The 23,456-nt window shown below is 74.2% G+C and carries 25 protein-coding genes and 1 pseudogene; 10 read left to right on the top strand and 16 right to left on the bottom strand.

What is annotated here, in order from left to right; translation table 11 throughout:
- Positions 1 to 48 precede the first annotated feature (48 nt).
- Genes GA0070603_RS24240 through GA0070603_RS24255 form a run of 4 tightly spaced genes read left to right on the top strand, consistent with a single transcriptional unit; the run spans position 49 to position 3,501 of the window.
- Positions 49 to 963 carry an ABC transporter ATP-binding protein gene (locus tag GA0070603_RS24240; RefSeq protein WP_091318264.1) on the top strand — a complete coding sequence of 305 codons (915 nt, stop codon included), beginning with the start codon at positions 49 to 51 and terminating at the stop codon, positions 961 to 963.
- Positions 956 to 1,837, top strand: coding sequence for an ABC transporter permease (locus GA0070603_RS24245; protein ID WP_091318266.1), 882 nt, complete (start codon positions 956 to 958; stop codon positions 1,835 to 1,837). The genes GA0070603_RS24240 and GA0070603_RS24245 overlap by 8 nt, the downstream gene beginning before the upstream one ends.
- A complete protein-coding gene (locus GA0070603_RS24250) occupies positions 1,834 to 2,787 on the top strand; it encodes an ABC transporter ATP-binding protein (RefSeq protein WP_091318269.1) in 954 nt (317 codons plus the stop codon). The genes GA0070603_RS24245 and GA0070603_RS24250 overlap by 4 nt, the downstream gene beginning before the upstream one ends.
- A 3-nt stretch (positions 2,788 to 2,790) precedes the next feature.
- The gene (locus GA0070603_RS24255; RefSeq protein WP_091318271.1) at positions 2,791 to 3,501 is read left to right on the top strand and encodes an ABC transporter permease; all 711 of its coding nucleotides are present in this window, start codon (positions 2,791 to 2,793) and stop codon (positions 3,499 to 3,501) included.
- Positions 3,502 to 3,569: 68 nt separating this feature from the next.
- Here GA0070603_RS24255 and valS read toward each other — a convergent pair whose 3' ends face one another.
- From valS to GA0070603_RS24290, 7 genes are all read right to left on the bottom strand, one after another.
- Positions 3,570 to 6,134, bottom strand: a complete 2,565-nt coding sequence (gene valS / locus GA0070603_RS24260) for a valine--tRNA ligase (protein WP_091318274.1) — start codon at positions 6,132 to 6,134, stop codon at positions 3,570 to 3,572.
- A gap of 86 nt (positions 6,135 to 6,220) precedes the next feature.
- Positions 6,221 to 8,173, bottom strand: coding sequence for an ABC transporter ATP-binding protein (locus GA0070603_RS24265; RefSeq protein WP_425270518.1), 1,953 nt, complete (start codon positions 8,171 to 8,173; stop codon positions 6,221 to 6,223).
- Positions 8,174 to 8,190: 17 nt separating this feature from the next.
- Positions 8,191 to 10,005 (bottom strand): ABC transporter ATP-binding protein, encoded by a 1,815-nt coding sequence (locus tag GA0070603_RS24270; protein ID WP_091318276.1) that lies wholly within the window; start codon positions 10,003 to 10,005, stop codon positions 8,191 to 8,193.
- Between the two features lie 37 nt (positions 10,006 to 10,042).
- Complete coding sequence (locus GA0070603_RS24275; RefSeq protein WP_091318280.1) at positions 10,043 to 10,555, bottom strand: methylated-DNA--[protein]-cysteine S-methyltransferase; 513 nt, start codon at positions 10,553 to 10,555, stop codon at positions 10,043 to 10,045.
- On the bottom strand, positions 10,552 to 12,042 hold the full coding sequence (locus GA0070603_RS24280; protein ID WP_091318283.1) for a DNA-3-methyladenine glycosylase 2 family protein: 1,491 nt from the start codon (positions 12,040 to 12,042) through the stop codon (positions 10,552 to 10,554). Before GA0070603_RS24280 ends, GA0070603_RS24275 begins: the two co-directional genes overlap by 4 nt.
- Positions 12,043 to 12,354: 312 nt before the next feature.
- Positions 12,355 to 12,843 carry a hypothetical protein gene (locus GA0070603_RS24285; RefSeq protein ID WP_208862945.1) on the bottom strand — a complete coding sequence of 163 codons (489 nt, stop codon included), beginning with the start codon at positions 12,841 to 12,843 and terminating at the stop codon, positions 12,355 to 12,357.
- Positions 12,840 to 13,349 carry a SigE family RNA polymerase sigma factor gene (locus GA0070603_RS24290; RefSeq protein WP_091318285.1) on the bottom strand — a complete coding sequence of 170 codons (510 nt, stop codon included), beginning with the start codon at positions 13,347 to 13,349 and terminating at the stop codon, positions 12,840 to 12,842. Before GA0070603_RS24290 ends, GA0070603_RS24285 begins: the two co-directional genes overlap by 4 nt.
- A gap of 174 nt (positions 13,350 to 13,523) precedes the next feature.
- Here GA0070603_RS24290 and GA0070603_RS32180 point away from each other — a divergent pair, with 174 nt between their 5' ends.
- Positions 13,524 to 13,988 carry a hypothetical protein gene (locus tag GA0070603_RS32180; protein ID WP_244282600.1) on the top strand — a complete coding sequence of 155 codons (465 nt, stop codon included), beginning with the start codon at positions 13,524 to 13,526 and terminating at the stop codon, positions 13,986 to 13,988.
- 218 nt (positions 13,989 to 14,206) lie between these two features.
- Here GA0070603_RS32180 and GA0070603_RS32185 read toward each other — a convergent pair.
- A pseudogene (locus tag GA0070603_RS32185) lies at positions 14,207 to 15,025 on the bottom strand (EamA family transporter); the annotation flags it as partial.
- A 94-nt stretch (positions 15,026 to 15,119) separates the two neighbouring features.
- Here GA0070603_RS32185 and GA0070603_RS24300 point away from each other — a divergent pair.
- From GA0070603_RS24300 to ychF, 3 genes are all read left to right on the top strand, one after another.
- Positions 15,120 to 15,632, top strand: a complete 513-nt coding sequence (locus GA0070603_RS24300) for a MarR family winged helix-turn-helix transcriptional regulator (protein ID WP_091318287.1) — start codon at positions 15,120 to 15,122, stop codon at positions 15,630 to 15,632.
- Between the two features lie 30 nt (positions 15,633 to 15,662).
- Positions 15,663 to 16,400 (top strand): Type 1 glutamine amidotransferase-like domain-containing protein, encoded by a 738-nt coding sequence (locus GA0070603_RS24305; protein WP_091318290.1) that lies wholly within the window; start codon positions 15,663 to 15,665, stop codon positions 16,398 to 16,400.
- A 99-nt stretch (positions 16,401 to 16,499) separates the two neighbouring features.
- Positions 16,500 to 17,585 carry a redox-regulated ATPase YchF gene (gene ychF, locus GA0070603_RS24310; RefSeq protein WP_091322271.1) on the top strand — a complete coding sequence of 362 codons (1,086 nt, stop codon included), beginning with the start codon at positions 16,500 to 16,502 and terminating at the stop codon, positions 17,583 to 17,585.
- Positions 17,586 to 17,615: 30 nt separating this feature from the next.
- Here ychF and GA0070603_RS24315 read toward each other — a convergent pair whose 3' ends face one another.
- Entirely contained in the window at positions 17,616 to 18,146 is a 531-nt protein-coding gene (locus tag GA0070603_RS24315) for a GNAT family N-acetyltransferase (RefSeq protein WP_091322273.1), read from the bottom strand.
- Positions 18,147 to 18,210: 64 nt separating this feature from the next.
- On the opposite strand from GA0070603_RS24315, the gene GA0070603_RS24320 reads away from it, so the two are divergent.
- On the top strand, positions 18,211 to 18,990 hold the full coding sequence (locus tag GA0070603_RS24320) for a pentapeptide repeat-containing protein (RefSeq protein ID WP_091318292.1): 780 nt from the start codon (positions 18,211 to 18,213) through the stop codon (positions 18,988 to 18,990).
- Between the two features lie 6 nt (positions 18,991 to 18,996).
- Here GA0070603_RS24320 and GA0070603_RS24325 read toward each other — a convergent pair whose 3' ends face one another.
- The 3 genes from GA0070603_RS24325 to GA0070603_RS24335 form a co-directional block, all read right to left on the bottom strand.
- Positions 18,997 to 19,725 (bottom strand): VOC family protein, encoded by a 729-nt coding sequence (locus GA0070603_RS24325; protein ID WP_091318295.1) that lies wholly within the window; start codon positions 19,723 to 19,725, stop codon positions 18,997 to 18,999.
- Positions 19,726 to 19,794: 69 nt separating this feature from the next.
- Positions 19,795 to 20,160 carry a hypothetical protein gene (locus tag GA0070603_RS24330; protein WP_091318297.1) on the bottom strand — a complete coding sequence of 122 codons (366 nt, stop codon included), beginning with the start codon at positions 20,158 to 20,160 and terminating at the stop codon, positions 19,795 to 19,797.
- 33 nt (positions 20,161 to 20,193) lie between these two features.
- The gene (locus GA0070603_RS24335) at positions 20,194 to 20,910 is read right to left on the bottom strand and encodes a SanA/YdcF family protein (RefSeq protein WP_091318301.1); all 717 of its coding nucleotides are present in this window, start codon (positions 20,908 to 20,910) and stop codon (positions 20,194 to 20,196) included.
- A gap of 60 nt (positions 20,911 to 20,970) precedes the next feature.
- Between GA0070603_RS24335 and GA0070603_RS24340 the strand changes: the two genes are divergently transcribed.
- Entirely contained in the window at positions 20,971 to 21,426 is a 456-nt protein-coding gene (locus GA0070603_RS24340; protein WP_091318303.1) for a hypothetical protein, read from the top strand.
- A 19-nt stretch (positions 21,427 to 21,445) separates the two neighbouring features.
- Here GA0070603_RS24340 and GA0070603_RS24345 read toward each other — a convergent pair whose 3' ends face one another.
- The 4 genes from GA0070603_RS24345 to GA0070603_RS24360 all read right to left on the bottom strand — a co-directional run bounded on the left by GA0070603_RS24345 (position 21,446) and on the right by GA0070603_RS24360 (position 23,387).
- Positions 21,446 to 22,171 (bottom strand): class I SAM-dependent methyltransferase, encoded by a 726-nt coding sequence (locus GA0070603_RS24345; protein WP_091318306.1) that lies wholly within the window; start codon positions 22,169 to 22,171, stop codon positions 21,446 to 21,448.
- Between the two features lies 1 nt (position 22,172).
- On the bottom strand, positions 22,173 to 22,535 hold the full coding sequence (locus tag GA0070603_RS24350) for a PH domain-containing protein (protein WP_091318309.1): 363 nt from the start codon (positions 22,533 to 22,535) through the stop codon (positions 22,173 to 22,175).
- A 79-nt stretch (positions 22,536 to 22,614) separates the two neighbouring features.
- The gene (locus tag GA0070603_RS24355; protein WP_244282601.1) at positions 22,615 to 22,947 is read right to left on the bottom strand and encodes a hypothetical protein; all 333 of its coding nucleotides are present in this window, start codon (positions 22,945 to 22,947) and stop codon (positions 22,615 to 22,617) included.
- Positions 22,948 to 23,078: 131 nt separating this feature from the next.
- Positions 23,079 to 23,387, bottom strand: a complete 309-nt coding sequence (locus tag GA0070603_RS24360) for a 4a-hydroxytetrahydrobiopterin dehydratase (RefSeq protein ID WP_091318311.1) — start codon at positions 23,385 to 23,387, stop codon at positions 23,079 to 23,081.
- Positions 23,388 to 23,456: the final 69 nt, after the last annotated feature.

Below are 23,456 nucleotides of genomic sequence, written 5' to 3' on the forward strand. Positions count from 1 at the left end.
AGCGTTTCCCTGTGTCCAGGGGGGCCCGGGCTTCCTACGCTGGGCGTCGTGACACTGCTCGCGACCGAGTCGCTGACCAAGACGTACGGAGGCCGGGTCACCGCGTTGGCCGACCTCACGGTGTCGGTCGAGCCGGGGATCATCGGACTGGTGGGCGCGAACGGCGCCGGCAAGTCCACCCTCATCAAGATCCTCCTGGGCCTGCTCGCCCCGACCAGCGGTCGGGTCTCCGTGCTCGGCCTCGACCCCACCACCGACCCCGCGGCCGTCCGGGCCCGGGTCGGCTACATGCCCGAGCACGACGCCCTCCCGCCCGACCTCTCCGCCGCCGAACTGGTCACCCACCTCGGCCGGATCAGCGGGCTGCCCCGCACGGTGGCCCGGGAGCGGGCCTCCGAGGCGCTGCGGCACGTCGGCCTGCACGAGGAGCGGCACCGGGCCGTCGGTGGCTACTCCACCGGCATGAAGCAGCGGGTGAAGCTCGCCCAGGCCCTGGTGCACGACCCCGACCTGCTGCTGCTCGACGAGCCGACAAACGGCCTCGACCCGGCCGGCCGGGACGCCATGCTGGCCCTGATCCACCGGATCGGCACCGAGTTCGGCATCTCCGTGGTGGTCTGCTCGCACCTGCTCGGGGAGGTGGAGCGGATCTGCGACACCCTGGTCGCCATCGACGGCGGCCGGCTGCTGCGCGCCGACCGCATCTCCGCCATGACCACCGCCACCGACGTGCTCGCCGTCGAGGTGAGCGAGGGCACGGACGAGCTGGCCGCCCGGCTCGCCGCGCTCGACCTGCCGGTGTCCCGGGAGGGGCGGCTGCTGCTCGTCCCGCTCGCCGACGACGGCACCTACGACCTGATCATCGGCGCCGTCGCCGAGCTGGACCTGCCGCTGCACCGGCTCGACCAGCGGCGGCACCGGGTGGCCGAACTCTTCGCCACGAGGGAGCCCAGCCATGTCTGAGCCGACCGGCGTCATCCACGACATCGGCTACCAGCGCTACACCGGCCCGCGGCTCGGCCGCCGGCACGTGTTCGGCGCGCTCTACCTGCACGGCCTGCGCACCGCCTTCGGGCTGGGCCGGTCCGCCAAGGCGAAGATCTTCCCCTGGCTGGTGATGGGCATCGTGCTGATCGTCGCCGCCGGGCTGACCGCGGTACGCACCCAGACCGGCCAGGTCGTCATGACGTACGCCCAGTTCGCCGACTCGATGAGCTGGCTGGTCATCTTCTTCGTCGCGGTGGTCGGGCCGGAGCTGGTCTCCCGCGACCTGCACAGCGGCGTGCTGCCGCTCTACTTCTCCCGCCCGCTGCCGCGCGGCGACTACGCGCTGGCCAAGCTCGGGTCGCTGGCCACCGCGCTCTGGCTGCTGCTCGGGGCGCCGCAGCTGGTGATGTTCCTGGGCGCCGCGTTCACGACCAAGGACGGGATGGGCGGGGTCTGGGACGAGCTGCTCGACCTGCTGCCCGGCCTGCTCTACGCGGCGCTCTGGGCGGTGGTCTTCGCCTCGGTCGGGCTGCTCATCGCCTCGCTCACCGGCAAGCGGGCGTTCGCGGCCGGCGGCATCGTGGCCGTGTTCCTGATGACCGCCCCGATCGTCGGCATCCTGTCGATCATGCCGTCCCGCACGGTCAACGAGTTGTCGATGCTCGGCTCGCCCACCGCCCTGATCCACGCCGTCGGCGAGTACACCCTCGGCGACCTGCTCGTACCCGGTGGGAACAAGGACTATCAGATCGGCGGCTTCGGGCCGGTCTACGTGGCCGCCGCCGTGCTGCTGGTGGCCGGCTGCGTCACCCTGCTGCTGCTGCGATACCGGAAGGTGGCCGCCCGATGACCACGATCAGCGCGGAACCGGCGGCCCCGGCCACCCCCGCCTCCACCCTCGACCTCGCCGGCGTCTCCCGCTGGTACGGCAACGTGGTGGCGGTCAACGACGTCACCATGCGGCTCGGGCCCGGCGTGACCGGCCTGCTCGGCCCGAACGGCGCCGGCAAGACCACCCTGCTGCACATGATGGCCGGCTTCCTCTCCCCGTCCCGGGGCGCGGTCACCCTCGACGGAGCGCCGACCTGGCGCAACCCCGAGGTCTACCGGCGGCTCGGCCTGGTCAGCGAGCGGGAGGCGGTGCACACCTTCCTCAGCGCGTACGAGTTCGTGCTGGCCAGCGCCAAGCTGCACCGGCTGCCCGACCCGGAGGCGGCGGCCCGGCGGGCCATCGCGCTCGTCGAGATGGAGGACGCGCAGGACCGGAAGATCGGCACCTACTCCAAGGGCATGCGGCAGCGCACCCGGGTGGCCGCCGCCCTGGTGCACGACCCGCGGGTGCTGCTGCTCGACGAGCCGTTCAACGGCATGGACCCGCGGCAGCGGCTGCACATGATGGGCCTGCTGCACCGCCTCGGCGACGCCGGCCGGACCATCCTGTTCAGCTCGCACATCCTGGAGGAGGTCGAGCAGGTCTCCGGCACGGTGCAGGTGATGGTCGCCGGACGGCTGGCCGCCTCCGGCGACTACCGCACCATCCGCCGGCTGATGACCAACCGTCCGCACGTCTTCCGGGTCCGCTCCACCGACGACCGGGCCCTCGCGGTCGCGTTGATGGCCGAGGAGTCGGTGACAGGTGTGGAACTGGGCCGGGACGGGCTGACCGTGCGGGCCGGCGACTACGGCGCCTTCACCCGGGCGCTGCCGAAGATCGCGCTGGCCCGGAGCCTCCGGGTCCGGTCGCTGACGCCCGAGGACGAATCGCTGGAGAGCGTCTTCTCCTACCTGGTGGGGAGCTGAACGATGTCGACCGTTTCCTGGATCACCGCGCGCGGCCTGTTCGGCAGGCGCCGGTTCCTGCTGCTCCTCCCGCTGCCCGGGCTGCTCCTGGCCCTGGCGATCCTCTCCCGCTCCCTCGGCGTCGACCCGGGCGAGTGGGGGCCCGCCGTGCTGGTCGGGCTCGGCCTGGCCGTGGTGCTGCCGGTCGTCGCGCTGATCGTCGGCACCGGCGTGCTCGGCGCGGAGATCGACGACGGCACGGTGGTGCACATCCTGACCAAGCCGCTGCCGCGCTGGCAGATCGTCCTGCCGAAGCTGGCGGTGGCCGCCGGCGTCACGGCGGTCACCGTCGCCGTGCCGCTCTACGTCGCGGGCGTGCTCGCCCATTCGGTACGCCTCGGTCTGGCGCTCGCCGCCGCCGCGTCGATCGGGGCGCTGGCGTACTGCGCGTTCTTCGTCGCGCTCAGCCTGCTCACCCGGCGACCGGTGCTGCTCGGCCTCGTCTACGTGCTGATCTGGGAAGGGTTGCTCGGCAACTTCGTGAGCGGCACGAAGGTGCTCTCCATCCAGCAGTACGTGATCGCCCTCGCCGACCGGATCGCGCCGACCGAACTGCTCGCCACGGACGTGTCGGTGCCGGTCGCCGCGGTGATGAGCGCGCTGATCGCGGTGGGCTTCACCGTCCTGGCGATCGACCGCCTCCGCTCGTTCAGCGTGGCCGGCGAGACCAGCTGACCCGCGGCACCGGGCCCCGCCCGACGCGACCGGTCGAGGTCGGTCGGGCGGGGCCACCGTGCGGCAACTCAGAAGGCGCAGGCCACGACGAGTTCGGTGGTGCGGTCGGGCAGCAGGTCGAGCTTGGCGATCCGGCCCGCCGCCCGCACGTCGTCGGCCACCAGCGTGAGCCGGTCGAGCAGGGCGGCCGGCCCGAGCGCCTCGGCCAGCGGAACGTCCGCCTTCATCGACAGCTTCCGCTCCGACTTGGCCCGGCGCACCTGGCCCAGCGCGTCGGCGGCCAGCCGCAGCAGCTCCGGGTCACCCGGCCCCTGCACCGCCCGGCCCACCTCGTACGTGGTGGGCCAGGTCGCCCGGTGCACCGAGCCGTACCGCCACCACGACCAGACCTCCTCGGTGACGAACGGCAGCACCGGAGCGAAGAGCCGCAACTGCACCGAGAGCGCGGTGGCCAGCGCCGCCCGGGCCGAGTCGGCCCCCGGCCCGGTGCCGTAGGCGCGCTCCTTCACCAACTCGATGTAGTCGTCGCAGAACCGCCAGAAGAACGCCTCCGTGGCCATCAGCGCGGCCGTGTGGTCGTAGCCGTCGAAGGCGGTGGTCGCGGTGGCGACCACGCCGGACAGTTCGGCGAGCATGGCGGTGTCCAGCGGCGCGGTCGCCGGGGCGCGCAGCGCGTCCGCGGCGCCCAGCCCGAGGGCGAACTTCGACGCGTTGAGCAGCTTGGTGGCGAGCCGGCGGCCCACCTTGATCTGTGCCGGGTCGAAGGCCAGGTCCATGCCGGGCTTGCCGCTGGCGGCCCAGTAGCGGACCGCGTCCGAACCGTGCTGCTCCAGCAGGCCCATCGGGGTGACCACGTTCCCCTTGGACTTGGACATCTTCTTCCGGTCGGGGTCGAGGATCCAGCCGGAGAGCACGGTGTCCCGCCAGGGGAGCACACCCTGCTCCAGGTGCGCCCGGACCACCGAGGCGAAGAGCCAGGTGCGGATGATGTCGTGCCCCTGGGGGCGTAGGTCCATCGGGAACACCCGGCGGAACAGGTCCTCGTCGGTCTCCCAGCCGCCGACGATCTGCGGGGTCAGCGACGAGGTGGCCCAGGTGTCCAGCACGTCCGGATCACCCACGAAGCCGCCCGGCACCCCGCGCTGCGCCTCCTCGTAGCCCGGCGGCGGCTCGCTCGACGGGTCGATCGGGAGCACCGATTCGTCCGGTGTGAGAGGCTGGGACCAGTCCGGCTCGCCAGCGTCGTCGAGCCGGTACCACACCGGCACCGGCACGCCGAAGAAGCGCTGCCGACTGACCAGCCAGTCACCGGTCAGGCCGCCCACCCAGTGCTCGTAGCGGTGCCGCATGTGCTCCGGCGCCCAGCGCAGCTCGCGCCCCCGGGCCAGCAACTCCTCGCGCAGGCCGGCATCCCGGCCGCCGTTGCGCAGGTACCACTGCCGGGTGGACACGATCTCCAGCGGCCGGTCGCCGCGCTCGTAGAACTTCACCGGATGCGTGATCGGGCGCGGCTCGCCCACCAGGTCACCGGCATCGCCCAGCAGTTCGACCACCGTCCGCCGGGCGCCGTTCACGGTCTGCCCGGCCAGGGCCGCGTAGGGCTCGGCGGGCACGCCGGCCGGCGGCTCCGGCAGCAGCCGGCCGTCCCGGCCGATCACCACCCGGGTGTCCAGCCGCAGCTCCCGCCACCAGGTCACGTCGGTCAGGTCGCCGAACGTGCAGACCATCGCGATGCCGGTGCCCTTGGCCGGATCGGCCAGCGGATGCGCCCGCACCGGCACGTCGACCCCGAAGACCGGGCTGCGCACCGACGCGCCCACCAGGTCCGCGTAGCGCTCGTCGTCCGGGTGGCACACCAGCGCCACGCAGGCCGGCAGCAGCTCCGGCCGGGTGGTGTCGATCAGCACCTCGCGCCCGGCCGGGCCGTGGAAGCGCAGCCGGTGGTAGGCGCCCGGCCGCTCCCGGTCCTCCAGCTCGGCCTGGGCCACCGCCGTGGCGAACCCGACGTCCCAGAGCGTCGGCGCCTCGGCCTGGTACGCCTCACCCCGCGCCAGGTTGCGCAGGAACGCCCGCTGGCTGGTCGCCCGGGCCGCCCGCCCGATCGTGGTGTAGGTGAGCGACCAGTCCACCGACAGCCCGAGCCGCCGCCACAGCGCCTCGAAGACCTTCTCGTCCTCCGCGGTGAGCACCTCGCACAGCTCGATGAAGTTGCGCCGGGAGATCGTCGTCGGGTCCTTCCGCGCCGCCTCGCTCACCGGCGCGGCCGGCGGCCGCCAGTCCGGGTCGTAGGGCAGGGCCGGGTCGGGGCGCACCCCGTAGACGTTCTGCACCCGCCGCTCGGTGGGCAGGCCGTTGTCGTCCCAGCCCATCGGGTAGAAGACCGTCCGGCCGCGCATCCGCTGGAACCGGGCCACCGTGTCGGTGTGCGTGTAGGAGAAGACGTGCCCCATGTGCAGCTCGCCCGATACGGTCGGCGGCGGCGTGTCGATCGCGTAGACCTCCGACCGCTCCTTGCCGCGGTCGAACGCGTACGTCCCGTCCTCCTGCCAGCGGCGCGCCCAGGTCTCCTCGATGCCGTCCAGGGTCGGACGCTCGGGGACGCCGGCGCGGGCCGTCCTCGCCGTGTCGGTCATCAGCCGATCGTAGGCAGCCGATCCGTGCCGCTCCACGCCTTTCGGCCTCGTGGCGGTATCCGGCGCGCCGCCATCATCGGGGCCGGTCAGATCAGAGAGTCGCGCCACTGGCGGTGCAGGGCGGCGTACCGGCCGCCGGCGGCCGCCAGTTCGGCCGGGGGCCCGTCCTCCACGATCCGGCCGCCGTCGAGGACCAGCACCCGATCCGCGATCTCCACGGTGGAGAGGCGGTGCGCGATCACCAACGCGGTGCGGTCCCGCAGGACGCTGTGCAGCGCCCGCTGCACCAGGCGCTCGGTCGGCACGTCCAGCGACGAGGTGGCCTCGTCGAGGATGAGCACCCGCGGGTCGGCCAGGAACGCCCGGGCGAACGCGACGAGCTGTCGCTGCCCGGCGGAGAGCCGGCCGCCGCGCCGGTGCACGTCGGTGGCGTACCCGTCGGGGAGCGCGGCGATGAAGTCGTGCGCGCCGATGGCCCGGGCGGCGGCCTCCACGGCGGCGTCGTCGGCGTCCGGCCGGCCGAACCGGATGTTCTCCGCGACCGAGCCGCTGAACAGGTGGTTCTCCTGGGTGACGAGCACCACCGCCCGGCGCAGTTCGGCGTCGGCCAGGTGCCGCAGGTCCACCCCGTCCAGGCTGACCGTGCCGGACGCCGGGTCGTGGAACCGGGCCAGGAGCTTGGCGATGGTGGACTTGCCGGCGCCGGTCGGCCCGATCAGCGCGACGGTCTGCCCGGCCGGCACGGTCAGCTCCAGCCCGGACAGGATCGGCGCCTCCGGCCGGTAGCCGAAGTGGACCCGGCGGAACACCACGGCGCCCCGCCCCGGCCCGGCGGGCAGCGGCACGGGCCGCGCCGGCTCGGCCACCGCCGGCCGCTCGTCGAGCACCCCGGCCAGCTTCTCCAGCGCGGCGGTGGCCGACTGCAACGCGTTGTAGAACTGGCTCAGCTCCTCCATGGGCTCGAAGAACCGGCGCAGGTAGAGCAGGAACGCGGCGAGCACACCGACCTCGGTGCGCCCGCCCAGCACCCGCCAGCCGCCGTAGCCGAGCACCGCCGCGGCGGTCAGGTTGCCGATCAGCCGGATGCCCGGCGAGTAGACCGCGATGAGCCGGAACGCGTGCAGGCTGGCCTGCCGGTAGTCGTCGTTCACCGCCGCGAAGATGCGCTGGTTGCGGGGCTCCCGCCGGTAGGCCTGCACCGCCCGGATCCCGCGCAGCGACTCGACGAAGTGCACGATGACCAGCGCCACGGCCTCCCGGGTCCGCCGGTACGCCCCGGCGGAGGCGCGGGCGAACCAGCGGGACAGCGCGAACAGGAACGGGAAGGCGAGCAGGGTGACGGCGGCCAGCGGCAGGTCGAGCCAGAGCAGGATGCCCGCCACCGACAGCACCGACAGGGCGGCCATCACCAGCTTGTCGATCCCACCGTCGACAAGCTCGGCGATCGAGTCCAGGTCGCTGGTCAGGCGGGACACCATCCGGCCCGAGGTGTAGCGCTCGTGGAAGCCGACGTCGAGGTGGAGGAAGTGGCCGTACACCCGCTGGCGGAGGTCGACCAGGACGGCCTGGCCGATCCGGGCGGCGAGGGCGAGGAAGGCGCGCCGGGTGGCGTACTCGGTGCCGGTGGCGACGATGAAGGCGGCGGCGACGGCGACCAGCGGGCCGGGGTCGCCGGCCCGCAGCGGTCCGATGCCCCGGTCGATACCGAGCATCACCAGGTACGGGCCGGCCATCGCGGCGGCGTTCTGGGCCAGCAGCAGCGACACCGCCAGGCCGAGCCGCGCGCGGTGCGGGCGGAGCAGCTCGCGGAGCAGGGCCCGGCTGCGGGCCCGGAGCCGCGCCACCGCCTCGGGCGACGAGTCCTCGGCCCGGCTGCGGTCGGCGTCGGGGTCGACGGCCCGCCCCCGCCACCGGGCCAGGTCGGGGTCGGGGTCACCGCGCTGCCGGGCCGGGTCCGGCTCGCCGCGCTCGCGGGACGGGTCGGGGCCGTCGCGCTGCCCGGACGGGTCGGCGTCGGGGTCGCCGCGCTGTCGGGGCACGCGGGGGGCGGACCCGCTCACGAGCGCACCAGGCCGACGCCGTCCGCCCACCGTTCCGGCTCGGCGGAGAGCACCGCCCGGTAGGCCGGCACCCCGGCCAGCAGCTCCGAGTGGGTGCCGACGGCGACGATCCGGCCGCCGTCGAGCAGCGCCACCCGGTCGGCGAGAGCCACCGTGGACGGCCGGTGCACCACGAGCAGCGCGGTGGTGTCCCGCAGCACCCGGCGCAGGGCCGCCTCGACCAGCGCCTCGGTGTGCACGTCGAGCGCGGACAGCGGGTCGTCGAGCACGAGCAGCGCGGGCCGGCCGAGCACCGCGCGGGCCAGCGCGAGCCGCTGCCGCTGCCCGCCGGACAGGGAGAGCCCCTGCTCGCCGACCCGGGTGGCCAGCCCCCACGGCAGGTCGTACGCGAACTCCGCCTGGGCCAGCGCGAGCGCGGCCCGGACCTCCTCCTCGCCGGCGTCCGGCCGGCCCAGCGTCAGGTTCTCCCACACCGACATGGAGAACAGGGTCGGTTCCTCGAAGGCCACCCCGACCAGCCGGCGCAGCGAGTCGAGCCGCAGGTCGCGCAGGTCGTGCCCGTCCAGGGTGATCCGGCCGCCGGTCACCTCGTGCAGCCGGGGGACCAGGGACAGCAGGGTGCTCTTGCCGCAGCCGGTCGCCCCCACCAGGGCCAGCGTCTCGCCCGGCTCAACGGTCAGTTCCACCTCGCGCAGCACCGGCGCCGGGCTGCCGGGGTAGCGGAAGCTCACCCGCTCGAAGCGGAGCCGGCCGCGCACGTCGGCCCGGCCCACGGCGCGGGCGTGCGGGGCGTCCACGATGCTGGGCGGGGTGTCCAGCACCTCCTGGATCCGGTCGGCGGCGGTCGCCGCCTCCTGCCCGTTCGCGATGATCCAGCCGAGCGACTGCACCGGCCAGATCAGCATGAGCTGCAGGCTGACGAAGGCCACCAGCTCGCCGATGGTGAGCCCGCCCCCGGCCACGGCGGCGGCGCCGGCCACCAGCACCACTCCGAGGGTCAGGTTGGGCACCAGGTCGAACAGCGCGGAGGTGCGGGCCAGCAGCCGGGCCTTGCCGATCCCGGTGTCGTGCAGCCGGCGGGCGCCGGTGGCGAAGCGGGCGGCCAGTTCCGGCCCCCGTCCGTACGCCCGCGTGGTGCGCAGACCCTGCGCGGTCTCCTCCACGAGCGTGGCCACGTCGCCCTGCTGGTCCTGCATCCGGCGGGACGCCGCGTGGTAGTGCCGGGCGAACCGCCGGCTGATCAGGAACAGCGGGACCGCGCTGGCGGCCACCAGCAGGCCGAGCCACGGGTGCAGCCGGATCAGCAGCACCACCACGGCGGCGTAGGTGATCAGGTTGAGCACCAGGAAGAGCAGGCCGAAGGAGAGGAACCGGCGGATCACCGAGAGGTCGCTGGTGATCCGGGAGAGCAGCTGGCCGGACTGCCACCGGTCGTGGAAGCCGGCCGGCAGGCGTTGCAGGTGGGCGTAGATGTCGGCCCGGATGGCCGCCTCCATGCCGACCGAGGAGGAGGACTGGGTCCACCGCCGGATGAAGATCAGCACCGCCTCGGCCAGGCCGAGCAGCAGGGCCAGGGCGCCGAGCCGGAGCAGCCCGGCCACGTCGTGCCGGGCCACCGGCCCGTCCACCACCCGCTGCACCACGAGGGGCACGGCAAGGCTCGCCGCCGTGGCGGCCAGCGCGGCCAGCAGCAGCCACGCGAACTCCGCCGCGTGCGGGCGGAGGTAGGCACGCAGTCGCCAGAGGTTGTGCAGCGGGTGGGGACGGGCGCCGTGACACGCCGCGGGGTTGCCGTCGCTCTGCGCAGGCACTACCCGACGGTAGCGGCACCGGGCGACAGTCTGGCTGTCAGCTAGCCGTCACGCGTCCCTCATGCCCGAGAAGCCACTTCTTCACGTCCAGACCCCAGCGGTAGCCGCCGAGCGTGCCGTCGGTGCGCAGCACCCGGTGGCAGGGCACGAAGAGCGCGGCGGCGTTGCGGGCGCAGGCCGCCGCGGCGGCGCGGACCGCGGCCGGCCGACCGGCCAGCGCGGCGAAACCGGTGTACGTCACCGGGTCGCCCGGCTTGACGTCGCGCAGCACCTGCCAGGCGTGCCCCATGAATGCGCCGCCGGTGCGCTGCTCGACCGGGACCGTGTCGATCGCGGCCAGGTCCCCGGCCAGGTAGGCGCGCACGGCGGCGGTCACCGGCCCGAGGTCGGCCCGCTCGCGCAGCGCGCCGCGCAGTCCGGGGTGGACCAGGGGCACGAGGGAGGCCGGGTCGGCGGTGAAGCCGGCGGCGCGTACCGCCCCGTCGGGTCCGGCCAGCACGCTGAGCGGGCCGGCGGGGGTGTCGATGACGGTGCTGTCCAGTGTGGTCATGCCGCTCTCCAGAGTCGGATCACCGCGTACGACCGCCAGGGGCGCCAGCGGTCCGCGTACGCGTTCAGGGTCTTCGGGTCGTCGGGCAGGCCGAGCGCGGCGGCGCCCCGGCGTACGCCCAGGTCGGTGGGGAGGAGGACGTCGGGGTCGCCGAGCGCGCGCATGGCCACGTAGCCCGCGGTCCACGGCCCGACGCCGGGCAGCGCGGTCAGCCGCCGCACCGCTTCCTCCCGGTCCCCGCCCGGGGCGAGGTCCAGCGAGCCGTCGGCGACGGCCCGGGCCACCGCCCGGATCGTCTCCCGCCGTGCCGCCGGCATCCGGAAGGCCGTGTCCCCCGCGGAGAGCACCTCCTCCGCGGTCGGGAACGCCCGCAACCCCCACGGTCGATCATGAGGTTCGCCGCCGTTCTGGAGATCGACCTCGCCGCCAACCTCATGATCGACGGTCGGGGTGGTGGTGGCCGCCAGGAGGTGGGTCAGGGTTGTTCTCGCCGAGCGGAGGGAGATCTGCTGGGTCGTTATCGCGCGGACGGCCATTTCGAAGCCGTCCACGGCGTGCGGGAGGCGGACGCCCGGTTCGGCCTCCACGGCGGACGCCAGGGTGGGGTCCGCCGCCAGGGTGGCGTCGACCGCGACCGGGTCGGCGTCCAGGTCGAGCAGGCGGCGGCAGCGGGCCACCGCCGGGGCCAGGTCGCGCATGTCGGCCAGCCGCAGGGTCGCGGCCACGTGCCCGTCGGCCGGGGTCAGCGACACCGTGCCGGGCCCGTGCGGCAGGCGCAACCCCCGGTGGTACGCCCCGTCGCGCACCTCCTCGACGCCGGGCAACGCGCGCAGCGCCAGGAAGTCCAGCAGCGCTCCCGCGTGCAACGGCGGCCGGTACGCCAGCCGCAGCGTGATGGTGCCCGCCCCGCCGACCGCCCGCCGCCCGCCCCGGCTGACCCGCAGCTCGGACGGGGTGGCCCCGTACACCTCGCGGACGGTGTCGTTGAACTGCCGGACGCTGCCGAACCCGGCGGCGAACGCCACTTCGGCCAGCCCGAGCCCGGTCGTCTCGATGAGGATGCGCGCCGTCTGCGCGCGCTGCGCGCGGGCCAGCGCCAGCGGCCCCGCGCCCAGTTCGGCCCGGAGCATCCGGTGCAGGTGCCGCTCGGTGTAGCCGAGCCGCGCCGCCAGCCCCGGCACGCCGTCCCGGTCCACCACGCCGTCGGCGATCAGCCGCATCGCCCGCCCGACCACATCGGCCCGGACGTCCCACTGCGGCGAGCCCGGGGCGGCGTCGGGGCGGCAGCGGCGGCAGGCCCGCAGCCCGGCGCCCTGCGCCGCGGCGGCCGACGGGAAGAACCGGACGTTCTGCCGCTTCGGCGTCGTCGCCGGGCAGGACGGCCGGCAGTAGATCCCGGTCGACGTCACGCCGGTGTAGAACCAGCCGTCGAACCGCTGGTCGCGGCTGTCGACGGCCCGGTAGCACCGCTCGAAGTCGAGTTCCATGACACCGATCCTGCCTCGCAGGTCGGGCCCTCGGCTGGCGGGATTCGGACGCGGCCGTGCGCGGCCGTCTCCGGCGCTCGCTTACGCGGCGGGCGCGGCCGCCCTCGGCGCTCGGCGGACGCGTCACCGCGGCCGCCTTCGGCGCTCGCGGACGCGGCGCTCGCGACCGCCTTCGGCGCTCGTCGCGGCCGTCGGTGGAACGCCACGGAGGTCACCGGGTCAGGACACCTCCATGGCGTTCCACTCACCGTCGGGGCGCCCGGTCGCGGAGCAGGGTGACCCGGCCGGGCGCCGCCCGCGAACCAGCCCGGATCAGCCGCGCGGGGTCGGGGTGGGGGTGGGCCAGGGCTCGCCCGGGCCGCTGGGGGAGGGGACCGCCGTCGGGTCGCCCGGACCGCTCGGGCTCGGCACGGGGGCTCCGGGCCGGCTCGGCCGGCCCGGCGGTGTGGCGCTGGGGGAGGGCGCCGGTTCGCCGGGCGGGCTCGGCACGCTGGTCGCCGTGCCGCTCGGGGACGGGACGACCGTGGGTTGGGCGGGGGACGGTGGCGCGGTGGTGCCCGCGGGGGCCGGCGGCGCCGACGGGGCGGCCGGGCGGGGCGCGTCCCCGCCGCCGGCCGCCAGCGCGATCGGCGCGCCGATCAGCACGGCGGCCACCGCGCCCGCCGCGCCGAGCGTCAGCGTGGTGCGCCGGCGGTTCCGGAACCGGCGTTCCGCCGGGGTCAACGGGTCCTGCACTGTGGGTGCCTCCTCGGCCAGGTCGGAGAGGGTGGCGCGGATGAGGTCCTCGAAGGGCGTGGTCACCGCCGTACCTCCAGGAGTTCGACGTCCGGCAGCAGTTGGCGCAGCCGGGTCACCGCACGATGGGTCCGGCTGCGTACGGTGCCGACCGTGCAGCCCAGCGCCTCGGCGACCTGGGTCTCCGTGAGGTCCTCGTAGTAGCGCAGGACCAGCACCGTGCGCTGGGCCGGCGGCAGCAGCCGCAGCGCCGCCCGCATCGCCAGGCGTACGTCGGTGCCGCCGCTCGGGTCCGGCTGGACCGCCTCGTCGGCCCCGGTGAGCGCCCTCTCCCGGCGTCGCCCCAGCCGCCGCCACCAGCTCACCTGTTCCCGGTACATGACCGTGCGCAGGTAGCCCTCCGGGTCGGCGTGCCGCAGCGCCCGCCATCTCGGGATGGTCCTGGCCAGCGCCGACTGGAACAGGTCCTCGGCCGCGTGCCGGTCGCCGGTGAGCAGGTAGGCCACCCGCATCAGCGCCGGCGTGCGGCTGGTCACGAACTCGGCCAGCCGGGCCCGGTCGTCCTCGTCCACCCACCCTCCCGCTCGTCGTCGTCACAGATACAGACGCCCCAGCTCAGGCCAGCTATCCCTGGCGTGGCAACGGATTCCGCCGGAGAAAGTGTCGGTAGTGGCCGGTACGGTCCCGCCACCAACTCAAGAAAAGGTGCGGGGCATGGCGAGCGTGGCCGGGCGGGGTGTCCGCTGATGCGGTCGGGGCGGACACGGCTGGACGGTGTGGTGGTGCAGGGCTTCTACGACCGGATGCGGGTGGTGGCGCCGGCCGCGTACGGGGCGATCGAACGGGACCGGGCCGACGACCCGGGGCGTGCCTTCGCCGACACCGCCTGCGGCCGGCTGGTCGGCTCGCTCGACGCGGCCGGGCTGCGGGCGCTCGGCATGTGGGCGCACCACTGGTGCATGCGCTTCTACGACGACGACACCCGGGTCGGCCTGCGGCTGGTCCGGGAGCTCGCCGGTCGCGCCGGGCTGGGCTGGACGGTCGACGAGGTGCGCTGGCTGCTCGACCAGTCCTACGCGGCGGCGCCGTCCGCCGCGCACCGGTTCACGCTGCCGCTCGCCGCGGCGGCGGAACTGCCGCCCGGCGCGCTGCCCGAGGGCGTGGCCGCCGACGCCCCGGCCGACGCCTGGCGCCGGCTACGCGCCGGCTGACCCACCAGCCGACGACGCACCGGCTGACCCACCAGCCGACCGCGCGCCGGCTGACCCACCAGCCGACGACGCGCCGGCTGGCCGACGTGGCGCCCGTGCGCCTGCTGCTCGACCTGTCGGCCGGGCGCCGGCCGACCCACCCGCTGGCCGCGCGCCGGCTGGTCGGCCCGTCGGCCGCGCGCCGCCCGGTCGGGGAGTTGGCCGAACACCATGGCGGCGACCGCCACCGCGAAGCCGGTGAGCTGGGTCGGGCTGAGCGCCTGCCCCAGCACCAGCCAGCCGAGGGTCGCGGCGGTCAGCGGGCTGAGCGCGCCGAGCACCGACACCCGGGTCACCGGCAGCCGGGCCGCGCCCCGGAACCACAGCGCGTACGCCAGCGCGGTCCCGGCCAGCCCGAGCCAGGCGTACCCGAGCAGGGCCGGCCCGTCCGGCGCGGGCGGCGCGCCCTCGACGGCGGCGGCGACCGGCACGATCAGCAGGCCACCGGCGACGAGCTGCCAGCTGGTCGCGGCCAGGGTGCCCACCCCGGGCGGCCGGCCCCAGCGGCGGGTGAGCACCAGCCCGGCGGCCATCGCCGCGGTGCCGGCCAGGCCGGCGGCGACGCCGAGCGGGTCGAGGCCGGCGCCGGGCCGGAGCACCACGAGGGCGACCCCGGCCGGGGCGGCGAGGGCGGCGAGCAGCGCCGGCCGGCCGGGCCGGTCGCGGAGCAGGGCGACGGTGAGCACGGCGACCAGCAGCGGCTGGGCGGCCCCGAGCACGGCCGCGGTGCCGCCGGGCAGCCGGTACGCGGCGACGAAGAGCAGCGGGAAGAACGCCCCGATGTTGAGCGCGCCGAGCAGGGCGGCCCGCCCCCACCAGACGCCGTGCGGCCGCCGGCGGGTCAGCGCGAGCAGCAGCAGGCCGGCCGGCAGGGCGCGGATCGCGCCGGACCAGAGCGGCCGGTCGGCGGGCAGCAGCTCGGCGGTGACCAGGTAGGTGGTGCCCCAGGTGGTGGGGGCGACGGCGGTGAGCGCGGCGTCGGTCCAACGGCGGGTCATGACGACCTTCTTCCCTCGCTGCTAAGTAGCTTACGACTAAACTAATCAGTCCCGAGCGAAAGGGGAAGTGCGAGGTGCGGCACAATCGACAGCCGTGGCAACGGACGACGTGGATCTGATCGTCGAGCAGTGGCGGCGGGAGCGGGCCGGCATGCGGCCCGAGCCGATGGCCGTCTTCGGCCGCATCTACCGGCTGGCCCGGCTGGTCGGCGACCGCCAGGAGAAGGTGTACGCCGGCTGGGGCATCGGCCGGGGCGAGTTCGACGTGCTCGCCGCGCTGCGCCGGTCCGGCCCGCCGTACACCCTCGCGCCGAAGGCGCTCGCGGCCTCGCTGATGCTCACCTCCGGCGGGATGACCGGCCGGCTCGACCGGCTGGAGCGGGCCGGCCTGGTTCGGCGTGCGCCCGACCCGGCCGACCGGCGGGCGCTGCGGGTCAGCCTCACCGACGAAGGTCGCCGGGTGGTCGAGGAGTCGGCCGAGGCCGGGCTGGAGGTGCAGCGGCGGATCCTCGACGCGCTGCCCCCGGCCGACCGGGACCGGCTGGCCGATCTGCTGCGCGACCTGCTCGCCGCGGCGGAGGCGGAGCCGCCGGATCGGGCAGGATGATCTCCATCGTCACCGACCGGAAGGACGGCCATGCCCGCCACTGAACCGACAATCGTCGCCACCAGCATGGGCTTCTTCAGCCGGCACCGCGGCCCCTGGGACGCCCGGCCCAGCCAGCTCTTCGACCTGATGGCCGATCTGGCGCAGGCCGGCGAGGCGCCCCGGGTCTGCTACCTCAACCAGGCGGTGGGCGACCAACCCACCTCGTTCACCGTCTTCTACGGCGCCTTCGCCGGCACCCGGTTCCGCCCGTCCCACCTGGCGCTCTACCCGATGCCCAACGTCGAGGACATCCGTGCCCACCTGCTCGCCCAGGACATCATCTGGGTCGGCGGCGGCAGCGTGGCAAACCTCTGCGCGGTGTGGCGGGTGCACGGCCTGCCGGAGATCCTGCGCGAGTGCTGGGAGGCCGGCGTGGTGCTCGGCGGGGTCTCCGCCGGGTCGATCTGCTGGCACGTCGGCGGCGCCACCGACAGCTACGGCCCGACCCTGCGGCCGTTCACCGACGGGCTGGGCTGGCTCCCGTACGGCAACGGCGTGCACTACGACAGCGAGGACCAGCGCCGGCCGCTCATGCACCGGCTGGTGGGCGACGGCACGCTGCCGACGAGCCACTGCACCGACGACGGCGTCGGGCTGATCTACCGGGGCACCCGGCTCGCCGAGGCCGTCGCCGACCGGGAGGGCGTGGCCGCGTACGAGCTGACCCGCGCCGAGGACGGCACCGTGCGGGAGACCCGGATCGAGCCGCGCCTGCTGCCCTCCTGACCGGCGGGCGCGCCGGCGGGCGGTGACCGCCGTCCCTTTTCCGGCGCGGGCGGACCTGCCTGCCCGGTGCCGGCGGCGAACCGCGTAAGCTGGCTCGTCGTGAGTCTCACCATCGGCATCGTCGGCCTGCCCAACGTGGGCAAGAGCACCCTGTTCAACGCGCTGACCAAGAACGACGTGCTCGCCGCGAACTACCCGTTCGCCACCATCGAGCCGAACGTCGGCGTGGTCGGGCTCCCCGACGAGCGGCTGAACAAGCTGGCCGAGATCTTCTCGTCGCAGAAGGTGCTGCCGGCGCCGGTCTCGTTCGTCGACATCGCCGGCCTGGTCCGGGGCGCCTCCAAGGGGCAGGGCCGGGGCAACGCGTTCCTGGCCAACATCCGCGACGCCTCGGCGATCTGCCAGGTGGTGCGGGCCTTCTCCGACCCGAACGTGGTGCACGTCGACGGCAAGGTCTCCCCGGCCGACGACATCGAGACGATCAACACCGAGCTGATCCTGGCCGACATCCAGACCCTGGAGAAGGCGCTGCCCCGGCTGGAGAAGGAGGCCAAGCTCCGCAAGGACCGGGCCGCCGCCGTCGAGGCCGCCAAGAAGGCCGTCGAGGTCCTCGACGGCGGCACCACCCTGTACGCGGGCGCCGCCGCCGCCAAGATCGAGCTGGAGCACCTGCGCGAGCTGCACCTGCTCACCACGAAGCCGTTCCTCTACGTGTTCAACGTCGACGAGGCGGAGCTGGGCAACGCCGAGTTCCTCGACGAGCTGCGCGGCCTGGTCGCCCCCGCCGAGGCGGTCTTCATGGACGCCAAGATCGAGTCCGAGCTGGTGGACCTGCCCGAGGAGGAGGCCCGCGAGCTGCTGGAGTCGATCGGGCAGTCCGAGCCGGGGCTGGACCAGCTCGTCCGGGTCGGCTTCCGCACGCTCGGGCTCCAGACGTACCTGACGGCCGGCCCCAAGGAGGCGCGGGCCTGGACCGTCCCGGTCGGCGCGACCGCGCCGGAGGCCGCCGGGGTGATCCACAGCGACTTCCAGCGCGGCTTCATCAAGGCCGAGGTGGTCTCCTACACCGACCTGGTCGAGGCCGGATCGATGGCGGCGGCGAAGGCCGCCGGCAAGGTCCGGATCGAGGGCAAGGAGTACGTCATGCAGGACGGCGACGTCGTGGAGTTCCGCTTCAACGTCTGAGCCTGGCCCGCGTGGGGCACAACCGGGCCCTCAGGGCCAGTGCGACGTGAAGATCCAGTCGAGGCCGTCCTCTCCCTGGCTGTCGAGGTGTTCGGCACGGTGGAGGCCGGCGCGCACAGCGACCCGCTGGGAGCCTGTGTTCCCGGGGCGGACCCGGGCGACGACCGGATGGCCGCGACCGTGCGCGCTGGCCCAACCGACGACGGCGGTGGCCGCTTCGGTGGCTATCCCATCGCCCCAGGCGGACGGGTCGAGGCGATAGAACAGGTTGAGGACCTCGCGGCGCCGCAACGCCATGACCTTGATGCCGCAGAAGCCGAGGCGCTTCCCATCGGCATGGACGACCCCGTACCCGAAGCCCCAGCGCTGCCAGTGCTCGTCCCACCGCCGGTAGCGGTCCTCCGCCTCGGCGCGGGTGCTCAGCATGTCGCTCGGGTTGTGGGCACAGGCTCGCGGGTCACTGTGGATGGCGTGGATCAGGTCGATGTCGGCGGGAGTGGGGCGGCGCAGTGACAGCCGTGGGGTCACCAACTCCTCGTTGCCGAAGCCTCGATCGCCCATCACGGCACTGTACGAGCCGTCGCTGGGAGCGCGGAGTGTCGGTGCCCATGGTTAGCCTGCTGGCGTGGCTGAATTCACTGACGCCGATCTGCGCGGCTCCCGGTTCGAGCGCGTCGACCTCAGCGGCGCCCAGCTGAGCACCGTCGATCTGTCCGGCGCCCGGTTTCGCGGGGCCGACCTGAGCGGGGTCACCATGCGCGGCGTCGATCTGGTCGGCGTGGACATCCACGGCGAGATCGAGAACCTGACGATCAACGGCGTCGACGTCGGGCCGCTGGTCGAGGCGGAGCTGGACCGGCGGCACCCGGACCGGGCCAGGATGCGTCCGACCGACGCGGCCAGCTTCCGCGAGGCGTGGGACATTCTCGAGCGGCTCTGGGGCGAGACCGTCGAACGGGCCGGCCGGCTGCGACCCGAGCTGCTGCACGAGTCGGTCGACGGTGAGTGGTCGTTCATCGAGACGCTGCGGCACCTCGTCTTCGCCACCGACTCGTGGGTGAGGCGGGCGATCCTCGGCGACCCGTTGCCATGGGACCCTCTGGACCTCCCCTGGGACGAGATGCCGGACCTCCCCGGTGTGCCACGGGACCGGGCGGCTCGACCGTCCCTCGACGCGGTTCTGGCGCTGCGCCGCGACCGGATGTCCACCGTGCGCCAGGTCATCGAGGGCCTGACCGACGAGTCGCTGGACGCCCACACCGCGCCGGTGGAGGGCCCCGGATGGCCGGAGCCCCGCAGCTACCCGGTGCGGAAGTGCCTGCTGATCGTCCTCAACGAGGAGTGGCAGCACCGGCTCTACGCCGTACGCGACCTGGCCATCCTGGAGGCACGCGAGGCTGGCTGACGGGGGTCAGCTCGGGGTGAGGAGGCAGAACTCGTTGCCTTCCGGGTCGGCGAGGACCTTCCACGGGACATCCAGGTCGACGGCGGTGGCGCCGAGCGTCCGCAGCCTGGCCGCCTCGACCTCCAGGTCGTCACCCGGGTACGGGCGGACGTCCAGGTGGACGCGGTTCCACACGGTCTTCGCGTCGGGTGTGCGGACGAACCGCAGATAGGGGCCGACGCCCTTGGCGGAGCGCAGCACCGCCTCGTGGTCGGTCACCTCATGCAGAATCCAGTCCATGGCCTCGCCCCAGAAGCGGGCCATGGCTCGTGGGTCCGCGCAGTCGACCACCACGGCGGCGATCGGTCCGGTGTCCCGGTAGAGCTCCCGGGGCTCCAGCACGCAGAACTCGTTGCCCTCCGGGTCGGCCAGGACCGTCCACGGGACGTCGCCCTGGCCCACGTCGGCGGGCGTCGCGCCGAGATCCTTGAGGCGTGCGACCAACTCCGCCTGGTGGGCCGCCGAGGTGGTGGCGAGGTCGATGTGGACCCGGTTCTTCACCGTCTTGGGTTCCGGGGAGACGACGAGGTCGACGCAGACGGCCACGGGGTCGGGGTAGACGAAGCCCTCGGGTTCGAGGTTGGTCACGCCGGGTCCCTCGCTGGAGACCTCCCAGCCGAGCACCTCCGCCCAGAAAGCGCCCAGCGCTGAGTCGTCCCGAGCCTTCATGTTGATCTGCACAAGCCGCGTCGCCATGCCGGCGATCTTAGGGACCCGTCGAGCCGGCGGCGGTGCCCGGAGTGCCCTGAAGTGTAGACGGCTCACTCAGCCCTCGGTCGGGACGAGGATCCGCTCGTGCAGGGCGTCCCGGCAGCGCAGCAGGCGCACGGTGATCTCGTCGAACAGCGCGGGATCGGTCCGGCCGCCGCGCCACACGGCCCGCAGCGCGGCCTGGCCCACGGCCAGTTGGGTGGCCGCCCCCTCGACGAGGTTGGCGTACTCGTCGCGGACCGCCGGCCCGGCGGACCGCGCCGCCTCGCGGGCCGCGACCAGCGGCGCTCCGGTTCGCGCGAAGATCGCGTCGGCGTCCGCGTCACTCGCGCCGATCCGGGACAGCATGTGTTCCAGGTCGGTCGCCGCGACGGTCATCCGACCGACCGCCACCAACGTCTCCTCCGCCAGCTTCACCACGCCGCGACCCTACCGCCGCCCGGACGCCGAACGTCAGCCCGCGCGCAGGGCGTCGTCCACTCCGGTCTCCCGGCGGCCCAGGTGGACGGGGTCGCGGCCGGAGACCACGTCCACCGCGGCCTTCACGCACGCGCCGTACTCCCGGGTGGCGCTGATCCGCCAGCGGTCCGCGTACCGGCGGGCGGTGTCGTCGCCCACGCCGTTGGCCGCCACGCCGAGGTGCCGGCAGAGGGCGACGGCGCGGGGCAGGTGGAAGGACTGGGTCACCACGGTGGCCCGTTCCACGCCGAAGACGCGCCGGGCCCGTGCGCAGGAGTCGTAGGTGTCGAAGCCGGCGTGGTCCAGCACCACCTTCTCCGCCGGCACGCCCCGGTCGACAAGCCAGCGCCGCATCGCGTCGGGCTCGTCGTAGTCGTAGTTCATGTGGTCGCCGGAGACCAGGATGACCCGGACCTTGCCGGCGGCGTAGAGCCGCTGGGCGATCTCCAGCCGGCCGGCGAGGAACGGCGACGGGGTGCCGTCGGCCTCCACCTTGGTGCCCAGGACCAGGGCGACCGGGGCTTCCGGCACGTCGGCCTCGGCGAACAGGTGCCCGTCGGCGCCGTCGCGGACCCACACCACGCAGGCCGCGGTGCCGGCGGCCAGCAGCGCCGCGCCGGCGACGACCACCACCAGGGCACGGCGGATCCGGCGTACGGTCGGTCTGCGGCTGGTGCGCCACTCCCTGACCCTTGCGAACAGCCCCCGCATGCGGGCGATTCTGTCAGGTGGCGGCGAGCACCGGGTTCCCTGCGGCAGGAGGAGGACGAGATGGCGAAGCGGCATCCCGCGCTGGCGCGGCTCGACGTGCTCGTCGGCCGGTGGAGCGTGCAGCCCGAGGTGGAGGGCCTGGGCGTCGGCTGGACGGAGTTCGCCTGGGTGGAGGACGGCCGGTTCCTCCGCCAGTTCAGCGACGCGGAGCCGGTGCCGGAGACGGCGCCGCGGGCCTGGCGGGAGAACAACCCCATGCCCACCACCCAGCTCATCGGCCTGGACGACGCGGGGGAGGAGTTCACGGTGCTCTACGCCGACGCCCGCGGCGTGCACCGGGTCTACCGGATGACGTTCGGCGACGGCCATTGGCGGATGTGGCGGGCGGCGCCCGGCTTCCACCAGCGGTTCACCGGGACGCTGCGCGAGGACGGCACCGCCATCGACGCCCGCTGGGAGCGGTCCGAGGACGGTGCCGACTGGGCGCTCGACTTCCGGTTGGCCTACCGGCGCTGACCGCGTCCTCGCCGCCGGGTCACCGCGTCGCCCGGGCGAGCACGATCAGCTCTCCGTCGTCGCTCGCGCCGGCCGGCTCTCCGGCCCAGCCGCCGAGCACCCGTTCGACGGTGAAACCCGCCCCGGTCAGGGCGGCCCGCAGTTCCGCCTCGGTGCGGAAGCGCAGCGTGCCGGGGCTGCGCATCTCCGTGCCGTCGGGCAGCAGGTAGTGGTGCAGGAAGCCGACCAGGCCGTCGCGGACCTCGGTCAGCTCGGTCCAGCCGTCCACGGTCGTACCGTCGGGCAGGGTGAGCCGGCGGCGGGAGTCGGCGGGGTTCCAGCGCTCCCAGCGGCGCGCGGCCGGATCGCGCGAGTCGAACGCCAGCCGGCCGCCGTCGACAAGGGCCCGGCGCAGGTGCCGGAGGGTGTCCGCCCACGCCGCGTCGTCCCGGATCTCCTGCGCCACGTGGCTGGTCAGCACGGCCACGTCGTACGCCGCGTCGGGCAGCGCGGCGGCGGTGCCGGAGATCCAGGTGAGCCGGTCGCCGCCGGGCTTGGCCCGGGCCGCGGCGAGTGAGCCGGGACCCGGGTCGACGCCGGTGACCCGGTGACCGGCGGCGGCCAGGGCCAGGGTGAGCCGGCCGGTGCCGCAGCCGAGGTCCAGGACGCGGAGCGGCGCCGCCCCGACGAAGCGGAGGAAGAAGTCGTCGTCGCGTCCCCACGCGTTCTCCGCGTCGTAGAGCGCCGCCGGCAGGTCGACCGGCACCTCAGGAGATGTGGTGGAGGATGACGTTGTGCACGTGGTGGGCCTTCTGCGCGCCCCGGAACTCCACCTCGTAGGTGTGTGTGCCGACGTGGACGGCGATCGCGCCGGTGGAGAAGAACGAGCCGCCCCACGACTTGTTGCTCACCACGCTCACGCTGGTGATCTTCGCGTACGGGATGCTCGTGATGGCGTACCGCTTCCCGACGAAGGAGCGGTCCTGGATGATCACCCGGCGGTCGGTCAGGCCGATGAAACCGGTGCCCGTGCCGATCGCGTCGTAGACGGCGATGATCTGCTCGCCGGGCAGGAGCCCGCTCTGGATCTGCTGGAACTGTTCCCTGCGGTCGTACGTCGGGTCGGCCATGTCCCCGACGGTAGGCGGAGCGCGCCAGCCGGAAACGCCGGCAGCCCCGTCCTGCTGGACGGGGCTGCCGAGGTCAAGGTCAGTGGTCGACGCGCGGGTCGTGGTCGCGGCTGCGGCTGCCGGCCTTGGCCAGGCCGCGGCTGATCAGGTAACCGACGGTCAGCAGGGTGATGTACCACCAGGCCTTGTCGGCGGCGAAGTAGTCGCCACCGTTGTTCGAGGCGCCGTCGCCGACGGCGTTCGAGGCGATCAGAACGCCGATGACGGAGAGCAGGTAGACGGCCAGCTCGGTGGTCTTCCAGGCCGGCTTGGTCTCCTCCCCGTGCCGGTGCAGGTGCCGGACGTCGCGGTCGACGTGGTCGGTGTGCACGTGGTCGGTTGCCCGGTTCGTGGCCGCGGTGGGCGTCGTCATGGTCAGCTCCTAAAAGGGGTTATCGCACATTCCGTCGCTTTCGGGAGCCTTGCGGCTCCCTGTCACGGAAGTCCTACCCAGTTGGAATTAGTTGCTAACCGGAAACTTTCAGGAACCTGCCAGGAAACCGCTCAGGGGGCGGTGACCGCGCGGACCGCGTCCTCGATGCGCGCGGCCAGCAGCACCTCACCCTCGGTGAGCGGCTCGCCGTCGCCGTGGCCAACCTTGATGTGGGTGCGGTCGGCCCGGCGGCTGATGTCCGGGCGCAGGCGCAGCGCGTCGGCCACCACGGCGACCCGCTCGGTGAGCGCGGCGTGCTGGGTGTCGTCGAGCACGAGCGTGCGTCGGATCTGCTCGCCTTCGCGGGTCCAACCGGACAGCAGGGCGAGGGCGTCGCTGAGGTAGTCGTGCTTGGCCCGGCCGTTGAACAGCACGCGCATCACCGCACCTCCCAGGCGTCGTTGCCGGCTTGTGGCCAAATCGTCGCCATCCCGTGTCCCAGTCGACGC

It is taken from the genome of Micromonospora chersina, from assembly GCF_900091475.1.
Lineage (GTDB): Bacteria > Actinomycetota > Actinomycetes > Mycobacteriales > Micromonosporaceae > Micromonospora > Micromonospora chersina.

Excerpts from the sequence above, each read along its gene's own strand:
- GA0070603_RS24245 (WP_091318266.1), top strand. The coding sequence starts at position 956 with ATGTCTGAGCCGACCGGCGTCATCCACGACATCGGCTACCAGCGCTAC.
- GA0070603_RS24250 (WP_091318269.1), top strand. The coding sequence starts at position 1,834 with ATGACCACGATCAGCGCGGAACCGGCGGCCCCGGCCACCCCCGCCTCC.
- GA0070603_RS24255 (WP_091318271.1), top strand. The coding sequence starts at position 2,791 with ATGTCGACCGTTTCCTGGATCACCGCGCGCGGCCTGTTCGGCAGGCGC.
- valS (WP_091318274.1), bottom strand. The coding sequence starts at position 6,134 with ATGACCGACACGGCGAGGACGGCCCGCGCCGGCGTCCCCGAGCGTCCG.
- GA0070603_RS24275 (WP_091318280.1), bottom strand. The coding sequence starts at position 10,555 with ATGACCACACTGGACAGCACCGTCATCGACACCCCCGCCGGCCCGCTC.
- GA0070603_RS24280 (WP_091318283.1), bottom strand. The coding sequence starts at position 12,042 with ATGGAACTCGACTTCGAGCGGTGCTACCGGGCCGTCGACAGCCGCGAC.
- GA0070603_RS32180 (WP_244282600.1), top strand. The coding sequence starts at position 13,524 with ATGCGGTCGGGGCGGACACGGCTGGACGGTGTGGTGGTGCAGGGCTTC.
- GA0070603_RS24305 (WP_091318290.1), top strand. The coding sequence starts at position 15,663 with ATGCCCGCCACTGAACCGACAATCGTCGCCACCAGCATGGGCTTCTTC.
- GA0070603_RS24315 (WP_091322273.1), bottom strand. The coding sequence starts at position 18,146 with ATGGGCGATCGAGGCTTCGGCAACGAGGAGTTGGTGACCCCACGGCTG.
- GA0070603_RS24325 (WP_091318295.1), bottom strand. The coding sequence starts at position 19,725 with ATGGCGACGCGGCTTGTGCAGATCAACATGAAGGCTCGGGACGACTCA.
- GA0070603_RS24335 (WP_091318301.1), bottom strand. The coding sequence starts at position 20,910 with ATGCGGGGGCTGTTCGCAAGGGTCAGGGAGTGGCGCACCAGCCGCAGA.
- GA0070603_RS24340 (WP_091318303.1), top strand. The coding sequence starts at position 20,971 with ATGGCGAAGCGGCATCCCGCGCTGGCGCGGCTCGACGTGCTCGTCGGC.
- GA0070603_RS24350 (WP_091318309.1), bottom strand. The coding sequence starts at position 22,535 with ATGGCCGACCCGACGTACGACCGCAGGGAACAGTTCCAGCAGATCCAG.
- GA0070603_RS24355 (WP_244282601.1), bottom strand. The coding sequence starts at position 22,947 with ATGACGACGCCCACCGCGGCCACGAACCGGGCAACCGACCACGTGCAC.
- GA0070603_RS24360 (WP_091318311.1), bottom strand. The coding sequence starts at position 23,387 with ATGCGCGTGCTGTTCAACGGCCGGGCCAAGCACGACTACCTCAGCGAC.